The following is an 11,642-nucleotide window of genomic DNA, read 5'->3' on the forward strand; positions in this document are numbered from 1 at the left end:
CACCGGGCCCAAAGGCCGCAATGATCTGGTCGGCTGTGACCGGTTTGCACAGATAGTTCACGGCGCCACGTCGCATGGCTTCCACTGTGGTGGCAATGCTGCCATACCCGGTCAGCATCAGTACCCGCAGGTCCGGCTGTGCCTTCAGTAACTGCGGCAGCAGCTGCAAGCCGCTTTCCCCCGCCAGATTCAGGTCCAATACACAATGACTGCAGGGCTGTGCCTGCAGGGCGTCGATGGCGGCATCCGGTGTGTTCGCAGTGGTGCAGGCCAGGCCTCGTCGGGACAGCGACCGGGACAGGGTGGCCAGGAAAATCTCGTCATCATCCACCAGTAGCCAATGTTCAGTGTTCATGTTGCAGATCTCCGTTGATCGGCTGGAAGTCGGTTACCGGCAGGTCGATGACCATTGTTGTGCCCTGGATAGTTCCTGGGCTAGTACCTTGTGGTTGCCCGGGACTGGCGGTCTCGGCGCTGAGCTGGCCACCGAGGCGCTGAATGGTGGCGTTGGACAGGAACAGGCCGACCCCCAGCCCTTTCTCGGATGGCACCGGACCCTGGCCGGAATGGCCGAACAGAGCCCGGCTGATGCCTTCGCCGTGATCAATGATGCGCAGGTGAAGGCGTCTGCCAGTGGCTTCTGCCTCAATGGAAACACCTTCCGGGCTGGCCTCAAGGGCATTGGCAATCAGGTTCAGCAGGGCCTGGTCGAGAGTGGCGTCCACCTGCAGCAGACAGCGTGGCGGGCGCACCGGCCAGCGGACGGTGGCGCCGGGCCACAGCAGAGTGGCGGACTCTTTCAGGCGCTGCAGCCAGTCCTGTAGTTCGATGTCTTCGGTGGCCGCCTCGCGGGCACGGGTGGCGGCTTCGGTCATGGTTCTCAGCTGTCGCTGGCATATTCCCAGTTGCTGCTGCAACAGCATGATATCCTCTTCAAAGGGTGCGGCGTCGGGCAGGTGGTGGAGATCGTCCAGCACCAGGGTCATGGTGTTAAGCGGGGTGCCAAGGCGGTGGGCGACGTTGGCGGCAGACAGACCCAGCGCGATGATCTGCTCGTCCCGCAGGCGGTTCTCCCGGTTTGCCGCCAGCGCCTGTTGCTGCTCCCGCAACCGCAGCGCCAGGGCGCCCACTACCACCAGCAGAATCAGTGCGGTCAGCACAAAGGTGCCCCACATACCCATCAGGTGCAGCTGCATATAATTGACGCCGCTCAGATCCATGGTACGGGGTGGCGGAAATCGCATCAGCAGGGAATACAGCGAGATGGCGGCCAGCGTCAGTGCCAGGCTGTGTCGCAACGGAATCAGCACCAGCCCGGTGGCCAGAGGCAGTAATAGCAGGGAAACCAGCGGGTTGGTAAATCCACCGGTCAACGCGAGCCAGAGGCTGAGGAACAGCAGGTCCGCCAGCAGCGACAGTGACACCAGAAACGGAAAGCTGGGGGGATGCTGGCTCAGCCACAGCCAGCTGCCGGCCGCATACACTGCATAGCCCAGGGTCAGCAGCAAAGGTACCGGACCGGCAAGAGGCGGCGCCAGAAACCAGAGCGCAGTCAGTGCGAGCCACTGCATGCTGGCGATGGAAAGCCGCATCAGCAACAGATAACGGGCGGATTGCTGGAAACCGGCCTGAGACAGAGTGTGTTGTTTCATGGCTGCATTCTAGCGGGTTTTCACCCTGGTGGCTGACTTCGCCAGTGCCTGGCAGCGCGACATTGTGTCTCATCAACATCTGCGGCCTGTCCGGTTATTATTTTCGTAGTTGGTTTTTACCGACTCTACAGACCTCTCGCCCCCGGCACTCGCATGCAGTCTCCGCCGGGGGCTTTTTTGAGTCTGTCACCCGGAAACCCTTCATGCCAATCCCTTTTTTCATGATTGTGGTCAACACCTTCCGCGCTGCCGGTGTGTTACGTCTATACTCTTGTGTTTGTCCCGGGTGTACGCCTTCCTCCGCCGGTCTGGAGCCTGCAGTATGTTGAAAAAGCTCATTCCCCTGATCATCCTGCTGTTGGCAGTGATGGTTCTGGTGATTCTCAGAATGACCCGTCCCCAGCCGGATGTGGTGGCTCCGGGTGAGCGCAGCTGGCCGGTGGCGGTCACGGTGGTTGAGCTTGCCAGCCATCAGCCGTCATTGCCGTTGTATGGTCAGATTGCAGCGCCGTCGCTGGCTACGCTGTCGGCTCCGGTAGCCGGCGTGGTGGCCAGCCGGGAGGTGTCTGATGGTGATCGGGTCGACCAGGGGCAGCCCTTGTTGGCGCTGGATTCAAGGGATATAGAGCCGTTGCTGGCCCAGACCGAAGCGGATGTGGCGGACCTTCAGGCCCAGATCGACAACGAGCAGGTGCGTTTTGGCAGCGACCGTCAGGCGCTGGCACGGGAGCAGGGCATTCGGGACAGCGCCCGTCGCCAGTTCGAGCGCACCCAGTCTCTGGTTAACAATAATCTGGCGTCCCAGACCGATCTGGATGCCGTTCGGGATGCCCTCGACCGGGCCGAGCTGGCGGTCACCCTGCGCCAGCAGTCGGTAACCGAACACCCGGCACGGTTACGCAGTCTGCAGGCGAGACTCGCCCGGGCCGAATCGGCACTGGCCAGTGCCCGTCGGGATGCCGCGCGCAGCGAATTACTGGCACCGATGGCCGGTGTTGTTACCCGGGTTGCGGTCAGTGTTGGTGACCGGGTGGCCGCCGGAACCGCCATGGTGTCGCTCTACGCACCGGATACCCTGGAACTGCACGCTCGTGTACCGGCGCTCTACAGCCACCAGCTTCAGCAGGCGCTGGCAGGGGGGCAGGTGGTGGAGGCCTCAACACTGGATGACACGGTTCGCTTTCGTCTGACCGGTTTTGCCGGTGAGAGCGATGCCGCCGGTCCCACGGGACAGTTCCGGATTGTCCAGGGGCGTGAGTTGCTGCGCCCCGGTGATATGGTGCCGGTGGTGGCCCGGCTGCCTGCGCAAGCCGATGTCATTGCGGTGCCCTACAGCGCGCTTTATGGCAATGACGGCCTCTATCTGGTGGATGAAGACGAGCGCCTGCAGCGGATCACCGTGACCCGGGTGGGGGATCAGCTGCAGGCCAACGGCCAATACCATGCCCTGGTGCGCAGCGAGCAGCTGCGGGGCGGCGAAACCCTGGTCATTACCCATCTTCCCAACGCCATCAACGGGCTGCGGGTGACCACGGTGGCCGGAGACGCTGAATGAAGCGTGGTCGCGGCGTTATCGGCTTTTTCGTTCATCACCGGGTAGCCGCCAACCTGGTGATGATTGTGATGTTGCTGGCCGGCGCTCTGGCCCTGACCCGGATGAATATCCAGTTCTTTCCGTCCTTCGAACTGGATGTGGTCACCGTTCAGGTGGTCTGGAGTGGCGCGGCGGCGGAGGACATTGAGCAGGGCATAACCGATCCCCTGGAGCAACGTCTGCGCAGCCTTGAGGGCCTGAAGCGGATGAGCTCCACCTCGGCGCAGGGTATTTCCAGCATCACGCTGGAATTCACGGAGGGCGTCAATCCCATCGAAGCCGTGGACGATGTGCGCCAGCAGGTGAGTGAGTTCGGCAACCTGCCGGCCGATGCCGAAGTGCCCCGGATCAGCCGTGTCGGGCGTTACGAACCGGTCGCCAGATTGTTGTTCTACGGCGATCTGGATCCCGATGAGCTGCGCTATCTGGCCCACCGCTTCGAAGATGAATTGCTGCAGCGGGGTATCGACCGGATTGAACTCCGGGGTCTGCCGATGCAACAGATGAGCATCGAGATACCCGTCGAGCGTCTGGAGTCCCTGGGACTTTCCCTGGACGATATTGGTGATCGGGTGCAGGCACTGTCACGGGACATTCCGGCGGGCCTGCTGGGGCAGCAGGATTCCACCCGGGAGTTGCGGGCCACCGGCCAGGGCCGCAGCCCGTCTGATTTTGGTGCCATGACGCTGATCGGCGGCGAGCAGACCCGTATCCGGCTGGGGGATGTGGCGATTATCCGTCAGGAATCCCGAGAGCAGCAGGTCACCCTGAGCCAGGACGGACTGCCCGCCGTAGAGCTGCAACTGCTGCGGGCAGAGCAGGGCCATTCACTGAAGGCAGCCCAGGTGCTGGAGGGTTGGCTGGAGGATACCCGCCCCGGGCTGCCACCCTCAGTGAAGATGAAAGTCTACGATGAAACCTGGCAACTGATTGACGAGAGGATATCCCTGCTGATCAGCAACGGTCTTGGCGGCCTGGTGCTGGTTCTGGTGTTGCTGTACCTGTTCCTGCCGGGCCGGGTTGCGTTCTGGGTTGCGGTGGGTATTCCAACGGCGTTTCTGGCGGCGCTCGGGGTGCTGTGGCTGTACGGCGGGTCCATCAACATGATTTCCCTGTTTGCGTTGATCATGGCGTTGGGGGTCATTGTCGACGATGCCATTGTGGTGGGGGAAGATGCCGATGCTCATGCTCAGATGGGAGAAAACCCACTCTATGCCTCGGAGGGTGCCGCCCGGCGAATGGTCTGGCCAGTGGTGGCGTCCTCTCTGACCACAGTGGCGGCCTTCATGCCATTGTTGGTGGTGGGTGGCGTGATCGGCAATATCCTGGGTGATATTCCGGTGGTGATGATCTGTGTGCTGATCGCCTCGCTGCTGGAGTGCTTTATCGTGTTGCCTGCCCACCTGCGCCACGCCTTTGTACCGCGGATCAGGAAACCACCGGGGCGGGTAGCGCGGTTCCGGGCAGATTTTGAAGCTCGTTTCGACCGCTTCCGCAACGGGCCTTGCCGCCGCTCCTCCGCCTGGAGTCTGGGTCATCGGGGTATTACGCTGTCCTCGGTACTGGCGCTGGCGCTGGTTACTGTCGGCCTGTTGACGGGCGGGCGTATTGGCTTCACCTTCTTCCCGACTCCCGAGCCCAGTGTGCTCTACGCCAACGCCAGTTTTGCAGCAGGCACCAACCGTGAAACAGTGGATAAGTTTTTGCGTCACATGGAACAGACTCTCAATGCCACCGAGCAGGCACTGGGGGACGGTCTGGTATTGCACGCAGTGACGACTCACGGCGCCGGTCTTGCTTCCGGCCGTGGCACCCGTGCCGGTGATGACATAGGCGCGATGATGATAGAGCTGGCGGACCCGGACAGCAGGGATATCCGCAATCCGGAGTTTATCCGGGCCTGGCGGGAGCGGATCCGGATTCCCGCCGGACTGGCGAACCTGGTGATCAGCGAGCGTCAGGCAGGACCTCCGGGCAAGGACGTGAATGTTCGGCTTACCGGCGCTGATCCTCTTGTGCTCAAGCGGGCCGCAGAATCCCTGGCGGAATCCCTGCGCTCTCTGCCAGGGGTGCTGGATACCGAGGACGATATGCCCTGGGGGCGGGAACAGCTGATCTACCGGGTGACGCCATGGGGTGAAGCCCTTGGCCTGACTACAGTGGATCTGGGACGGCAATTGCGGGCCGCGTTTGACGGCCGCCTGGTACAGATCTATCAGGATAACCGGGATGAAATAGAAGTGAGGGTACAATTGCCCCGGGAGCAGAGGGAGCACCTGGGCACCCTGCAGCGGCTCAGTGTGCGGGTACCGGACGGCCGTTTCGTGCCCCTGACCCAGGTGATGGCGGTGGAGCCTCAGCAGGGCTTTGAAACCCTGCGCCACGCCGACAGCCTGCTGGCGGTGGAAGTGACCGCTGATATTGATGCCAGCGAAACCAGTGCGGCGGATGTGCTGGCCTCGTTACAGACCCATACCTTGCCGGCCCTGATGGAGACCTACGGCATTCGCTACAGTTTTGAGGGACGCTCGGCGGACCAGCGGGATACCATGGACGATATGAAAACCGGAGCGCTGGTCGGTGTTGCCCTGATGTACGTGGTTCTGGTGTGGGTATTCTCCTCCTGGACCACGCCGTTGATAGTGATGTCGATCATTCCGTTTGCCCTGGTCGGCGCGCTGCTGGGCCATTGGGCCATGGGGCTGAACCTGACCGTGCTCTCCATGTTCGGGCTGTTCGGACTGTCGGGCATCGTGGTGAATAACGCCATCATTCTGGTGTCCTTTTACCAGAATGAACGCAAGAAGGGGCTGGCCATCGACGAGGCGCTTAACGAGGCCGTGGTGCAACGGGTGAGGGCGGTATTACTGACCTCCCTGACCACCATTGGCGGGTTGTTACCGCTGATGTTTGAAACCTCGCTGCAGGCCCAGTTCCTGATTCCCATGGCGACGTCCATTGCCTTTGGCCTGGCGTTATCGACGTTTCTGGTGCTGTTGGTGATACCAGCGCTGCTGTCCCTGCTGGAACATGCCCATGCAGGGCAGGAAGACAAAGGGAGTGTGCGGGCATGAGAGTGATTGCATTTCATAACCTCAAGGGCGGCGTCGGCAAGACCGCGACGGCCTCCAATATCGCCGCTTTGGCGGCGGAATCTGGCCTGCCGACCCTGCTGTGGGATCTTGACCCCCAGGGCGCGGTCAGCTGGTATTTTGGCAACACCGGTGATACCAGCGCCCGTACCGCCAAGGCTGGAAAAATGGTGAAGGGCAAGACGCCGATCGGTCAGACCATCGTAGCCACGGGCATCGAGAATCTCGATCTGATTCCGGCCGATGTCAGTTTCCGCAACATCGATCTGCAGCTGGAGAAGCACGGCGATGGCAACACCCTGAAATCCTGGCTGGCCCCCCTCAGTGAGGATTACGCCCTGGTGGTGCTGGACTGCCCGCCGACCCTGTCATTGCTGGCGGAGCAGGTGTTCGAGGTGTCTGACCGAATTCTGGTGCCGCTGGTGCCGACCTGGCTCTCGCTGAACAGCTGGCAACAGATTCAGGCGTTTGCCCAGGAAAAGGGCTTTGACCGAAGCAAGTTCCAGCCCTTCTGGACCATGGCGGATCGTCGCAAGAAGTTACACCGGGAACTGCTGGTGTCTCCTCCGAAGCACCTCAAGCGGCTGGCGCCGGGCTATATCCCCTACGCCAGTGACGTCGAAAGAATGGGAGAGATGCGTCAGCCGGTGCACTGGTTTGCCCCCAGATCTGCGGCGGCGCTGGCCTATCGTCTGCTGTGGCGCAGTCTCAGCCGGGGAAAGGGCTCGCTTGGTCTGTAGCGGGTGCTGCTGAGGAGGGTGCCGGTACCACCTGGTTGCGGCCGTTGGCCTTGGCCTGGTACAGCCGCTGATCTGCCGCCGTCAGCAGTCCCTGCAGGCTATCACCATCGGGGCCGAACTCGGCAACACCAATGCTCATGGTCAGCGGTATTGACGTCTCCTGATAGCGACAGTCACTGTTGGCCAGTGCCTGTCGCAGGCCCTCGGCAACGTCTATGGCGCCGGCGGTACCGGTATTCACCAGAATTATTCCGAATTCCTCGCCGCCCAGGCGCCCGGCCAGATCGGTGGCTCGCAACCGTTTCTCAAGAAGTTTGGAGAAGAATACCAGGGCAGCGTCCCCGGCCTCATGGCCGAAACGATCGTTGATGTTCTTGAAATGGTCCAGGTCGATGACCAGCAGGGCCAGCGGCTGAGCCTCACGCAGGGACCGGGCTTTCTCCCGATCAAAAAACACTTTCATTCTGGAGCGATTGGCCAGGCCCGTCAGAAAATCGGTCTGGGCCATGTGCAGCAACTGGGTTTCGGTACGTTCCCGGCTGATTTCATAGACATGGGAAAAAGCGAGAATACAGGTGGTCAGAACTACCATGTTGGCCAGCGAGCGGACATCCATAAGTTCCGGACGTTGGTGATTCTGCACGAAGAAAATCACTGCGGCACAGCCGATATAGAATAACGAGAGGATCAGACCCCAGCGGCGACCCAGCAACAGGTGGCTGACCAGCGGTATCAGCAACACCCAGCCATAAACCGTGGCACTGGTTCTGGGGGTGGCCACCGCCACCATCATGGCGGTAAAAAAAGGAATAATGTAGGCGAGAATCCAGCGCTCAAGATGCGCCGTTTTGCGAACGGCATAAAGCATGTAAGCGGAAAAGCCGGCCATGACCAGCTCGACGATGGCCACCGGTATCGCATTGTTCTGGATATTCAGCCATGCAAACAGAATACCGCCGGATAAGGTGATCCACAGGAGCGCTACCAGTACCGCTTTGCGGTGAGGACGAGCCAGCTGACTGAGTGTATCGGGGTGTCTGTCCATGTCAGGAGTTCATCCAGGAGAGTGTAGCTCTGGGCGATAGGTCAATGCTTGTCGATTTGATCACAGTTTTCGGCGAATGGAAACCGGCAGACAGCTATATTCTCAGGTCTCATTGAGCTGGCGAGCATGGCTACTTGCCCAGCAGTTCGCCCAGCGGACGCAGATTGGCGACGTGATCGCACAGGGTTTTTGCAATCATAAGAATGGGTGTTGCCATGATGAGTCCGACCGGGCCCCAGAGCCAGCCCCAGAATAACAGGCCAATGAATATGGCAACGGTATTGAGGCTGGAAATCTGGCTGGTCATCCAGGGTGTCAGCAGGTTGCCCTGGATGCTGGTAATCAGAAGCGACAGGACAGCGACACCAACGGCCGCTTCCGCACTGCCAAATTGCAGAAATGCTGCCAGCCCCACGCCGATGAACACCAGGAAGGGGCCCAGGTAAGGAATGGCACTGGCCACCCCCGCAACAACGCCCCAGAACACTGGTTGCTCAACACCAAATAGCAGGAACGAAAGCCAGGTGACGCCACCGACAAACAGGGCGCCGATCAGCATCACAAAGATAAAGCGACGCACCTGGTGATGGAATTCGTTGAGAACCCGCACCGCCTGGCGCATGCCGTGAAAGCTGGGGCCGGACATCTTGACAATTTTTCGCTTGTAAAGGCCACCGGTGGCCAGCACGAAGTACACCAGCAGCAGTACCGAAAACACCTGGGTGGTCAGAACCAGTGCCCGAGATGAACTGTCGATCAGGAAGTCATTGATATCGAATGGCCGCTCCACCACTCGCACGGCGGTGGCCGGAATCTCGGCGTCTTCCGGCGCCTCATCATCGGAGCGGGCAATCTGCTGGATTTCCTTGGCCGCTTTCTGCGCCTTTTCCATAACGCCTTCTTCGCCGTCATCGCGCAGGGAGCTGTTCTGCCGGAACTGGTGTGCCGCCTCAGGCACCTTGTCCAGAAACGCCATGGCTTCCTTCTGCAGAGGCACAAACGCGAACGACAATGCAGTCAGCATGGACAATATGACGACGCCGGCGCCCAGGGGACGAGGGATTCGTAATCGCTCCAGGGCAGTTACCAGAGGGTCGAGGGCATAGCTGATGAGAACGCTGGCCACCAGAGGCAGCATGACCGCTTTGGCCCAGTCGAGAAATAAGATGGTACCCAGTACCGCAAGGATGACGGGGGCAACACCACCCAGGTTAACGGCTTGGGTGGCAATCGCCGGGTGCTCTGTTTCCGGTTCTGACGATGTCGTGGTTGTGGGGCTTTTGTCGTTTGTCACAGCATTCCCTGCACCCGATAGAATTGAAATCTGATGATTGCAATAATAGGTATATCAGGTACAGGGTAACTGTGACGTGTTAACGTTTGTTAAGACCCGCTTTACAGCGGGCTGACCAGGTGGCCTCCATCAACTGCCAGCACAGAACCGGTCATGAACTGACCGGCGTCACTGGCCAGTAGCAGCATGGCGCCATTGAGCTCATCCAGCTGCCCCAGCCTGCGCATCGGCACACCATTGCGGATAAAGTCCTGACCCGCCTGGGTTTCAAAAAAGTCATCATTGATTTCAGTGCGGAAGTAACCAGGAGCTATGGCATTGACCCGAATGTTGTAGCGGGCCAGATCCAGGGCCAGAGCTTTGGTCAGCTGCACCACCGCCGCCTTGGAGGTGGCGTAGTGACTCAGGCCTTTACCGACACGTAATCCGAGAATGGACGCAATGTTGATAATGCTGCCCGGCTTGCCCGCCTTTGACAGGCGCTGACCGGTGCACTGGGCAACGCGCCAGACGCCATCGAGGTTGGTGCTGAGCATGTTGCGCCACTCCTCTTCGGTCATGTCCAGAGCGCGGGCCGCGCCACCGACGCCAGCGTTGTTCAGGGTGATATCCACCACACCAAAGGTCTTTTCAGCCTCGTCAAAGGCCGCTTCAACGCTGGCGCGGTCGGTCACATCCATGGCCACCGCCAGAATTTCACCACCTTCGCCACGAATTTCATCGGCCAGCGCGGTGAGTTTTTCAACCCGGCGCGCACCGATGACAACCCTTGCGCCAACCTGGCTGCAGATGCGGGCAAAGTGAGCGCCAAGACCACTGGACGCACCAGTGATCATGACGGTCTTGCCCTTTAACGAAAATGCGTCAAGGGGGTTGCTCATTACAGTACCTCGAACAGGCCTGCAGCACCCATACCGCCGCCCACACACATGGTGACGACCACGTATTTGACGCCACGGCGCTTGCCTTCGATCAGCGCGTGACCAACCATGCGGGCACCGCTCATGCCGTAAGGGTGACCGATGGAGATAGCACCACCGTTGACGTTCAGGCGGTCATTGGGGATACCCAGGGTGTCGCGGCAGTAAAGAACCTGGCAGGCGAAGGCTTCGTTCAGTTCCCACAGGCCGATGTCGTCCACTTTCAGGCCGTGCTGCTTGAGCAGCTTGGGCACGGCGAAGACCGGGCCGATACCCATTTCTTCCGGCTTCAGACCGGCGACGGCCATGCCACGGTAAGCACCCAGGGGCTGCAGACCACGCTGTTCTGCCAGCTTGGAATCCATCAGCACGCAGGCGCTGGCACCGTCGGACAGCTGGCTGGCGTTACCGGCGGAAATGCAGCCGCCTTCGATAACGGCTTTCAGGCTTTGCAGGCCTTCAAGCTGGGTTTCCGGGCGGTTACCTTCGTCCTTGTTCAGGGTGACTTCTTCGTAGGTGACTTCCTTGGTTTCCTTGTTCACCACAGCTTTGGTGGTGGTCACAGAAACAATTTCGTCATCAAACTTGCCCGCCTGCTGGCCGGCAGCGGTGCGCTGCTGGGACTGCAGGGCATACTCGTCCTGGGCGTCGCGGCTGATCTTATATTTCTTGGCGACGTATTCAGCGGTTTCCAGCATGGGCATGTAGGCGTGGGCCGCATGCTTCATGACGTTTTCGTCTTTGGCGCTGACCATCAGCTCGCCATTTTTGTGCTGAACCAGGGAAATGCTTTCCTGGCCAGCACCGATGGCAACGTCCATGCCGTCAACCATGATCTGCTTGGCGGCAGTGGCAATGGCCATCAGGCCGGAGGCACACTGACGGTCAATGGTCATGCCGCTGACGGTATCGGGCAGTCCGGAAGCAAAGGCGGCCATGCGACCGAGGTTCCAGCCGGAGGTGCCGGACTGCATGGCGCTGCCCATGACCAGATCCTGGATTTCCGCCGGATCAACCTTTGCGCGCTCGACCGCTGCGCTGATGGCAAAGGAGGACATGGTGGGAGACTTGGTGTTGTTGAACGCGCCACGGAAGGCTTTGCCGATCGGGGTGCGGGCGGTGGATACAATGACTGCTTCTCTCATGATGTTTTCCTCTGTTTAAAATTTCGAAGACTCTGTTCGTGGAGTCTGTTGGCGGACATTCTCGGAGCCGTTCACCCGGTGGGTATGCTTTCGCAGCAGCGCCATGGATGGCGCGGAGCAAGGCCGGTCCAGGGATGGACCGTGAATTGCGGCGGAGAAA

9 protein-coding genes are annotated in these 11,642 nt (G+C 60.4%); 3 read left to right on the forward strand and 6 right to left on the reverse strand.

Going from position 1 to position 11,642, the window contains the following annotated elements:
- Both AAC035_RS11815 and AAC035_RS11820 read right to left on the reverse strand, forming a co-directional pair.
- Positions 1-355 (reverse strand): response regulator (locus AAC035_RS11815; protein WP_339804306.1); only part of this gene is annotated, 355 nt, incomplete at its 3' end.
- Positions 345-1,652: a sensor histidine kinase gene (locus AAC035_RS11820; protein WP_339804308.1), complete on the reverse strand. Its 1,308-nt coding sequence runs from the start codon at positions 1,650-1,652 to the stop codon at positions 345-347. The genes AAC035_RS11815 and AAC035_RS11820, both read right to left, overlap by 11 nt.
- 322 nt (positions 1,653-1,974) lie before the next feature.
- Here AAC035_RS11820 and AAC035_RS11825 point away from each other — a divergent pair, with 322 nt between their 5' ends.
- From AAC035_RS11825 to AAC035_RS11835, 3 genes are read left to right on the forward strand one after another with little or no spacing between them, the layout of a single operon-like run.
- Positions 1,975-3,207 (forward strand): HlyD family efflux transporter periplasmic adaptor subunit, encoded by a 1,233-nt coding sequence (locus AAC035_RS11825; protein WP_339804313.1) that lies wholly within the window; start codon positions 1,975-1,977, stop codon positions 3,205-3,207.
- Complete coding sequence (locus tag AAC035_RS11830) at positions 3,204-6,320, forward strand: efflux RND transporter permease subunit (protein WP_339804316.1); 3,117 nt, start codon at positions 3,204-3,206, stop codon at positions 6,318-6,320. Before AAC035_RS11825 ends, AAC035_RS11830 begins: the two co-directional genes overlap by 4 nt.
- Positions 6,317-7,078 carry an AAA family ATPase gene (locus AAC035_RS11835; protein WP_339804319.1) on the forward strand — a complete coding sequence of 254 codons (762 nt, stop codon included), beginning with the start codon at positions 6,317-6,319 and terminating at the stop codon, positions 7,076-7,078. Before AAC035_RS11830 ends, AAC035_RS11835 begins: the two co-directional genes overlap by 4 nt.
- Here the strand turns inward: AAC035_RS11835 and AAC035_RS11840 are convergent.
- From AAC035_RS11840 to AAC035_RS11855, 4 genes are all read right to left on the reverse strand, one after another.
- Complete coding sequence (locus AAC035_RS11840) at positions 7,047-8,123, reverse strand: GGDEF domain-containing protein (RefSeq protein WP_339804322.1); 1,077 nt, start codon at positions 8,121-8,123, stop codon at positions 7,047-7,049. The two genes, AAC035_RS11835 and AAC035_RS11840, sit on opposite strands and share 32 nt — an antisense overlap.
- Positions 8,124-8,253: 130 nt before the next feature.
- On the reverse strand, positions 8,254-9,417 hold the full coding sequence (locus AAC035_RS11845; protein ID WP_339804325.1) for an AI-2E family transporter: 1,164 nt from the start codon (positions 9,415-9,417) through the stop codon (positions 8,254-8,256).
- A gap of 101 nt (positions 9,418-9,518) precedes the next feature.
- Positions 9,519-10,298 carry an SDR family NAD(P)-dependent oxidoreductase gene (locus tag AAC035_RS11850; RefSeq protein ID WP_339804328.1) on the reverse strand — a complete coding sequence of 260 codons (780 nt, stop codon included), beginning with the start codon at positions 10,296-10,298 and terminating at the stop codon, positions 9,519-9,521.
- Positions 10,298-11,482, reverse strand: coding sequence for an acetyl-CoA C-acyltransferase (locus AAC035_RS11855; protein WP_339804331.1), 1,185 nt, complete (start codon positions 11,480-11,482; stop codon positions 10,298-10,300). The genes AAC035_RS11850 and AAC035_RS11855 overlap by 1 nt, the downstream gene beginning before the upstream one ends.
- Positions 11,483-11,642: the final 160 nt, after the last annotated feature.

Origin of the sequence: uncultured Marinobacter sp., from assembly GCF_963974375.1 — a bacterium.
Taxonomy (GTDB): Bacteria; Pseudomonadota; Gammaproteobacteria; order Pseudomonadales; family Oleiphilaceae; genus Marinobacter.

Bases quoted from the DNA above. Each gene is read 5' to 3' on its own strand.
- AAC035_RS11855 (WP_339804331.1), bottom strand. From the start codon at position 11,482: ATGAGAGAAGCAGTCATTGTATCCACCGCCCGCACCCCGATCGGCAAA.
- AAC035_RS11840 (WP_339804322.1), bottom strand. From the start codon at position 8,123: ATGGACAGACACCCCGATACACTCAGTCAGCTGGCTCGTCCTCACCGC.
- AAC035_RS11850 (WP_339804328.1), bottom strand. From the start codon at position 10,298: ATGAGCAACCCCCTTGACGCATTTTCGTTAAAGGGCAAGACCGTCATG.
- AAC035_RS11825 (WP_339804313.1), top strand. From the start codon at position 1,975: ATGTTGAAAAAGCTCATTCCCCTGATCATCCTGCTGTTGGCAGTGATG.
- AAC035_RS11835 (WP_339804319.1), top strand. From the start codon at position 6,317: ATGAGAGTGATTGCATTTCATAACCTCAAGGGCGGCGTCGGCAAGACC.
- AAC035_RS11820 (WP_339804308.1), bottom strand. From the start codon at position 1,652: ATGAAACAACACACTCTGTCTCAGGCCGGTTTCCAGCAATCCGCCCGT.
- AAC035_RS11830 (WP_339804316.1), top strand. From the start codon at position 3,204: ATGAAGCGTGGTCGCGGCGTTATCGGCTTTTTCGTTCATCACCGGGTA.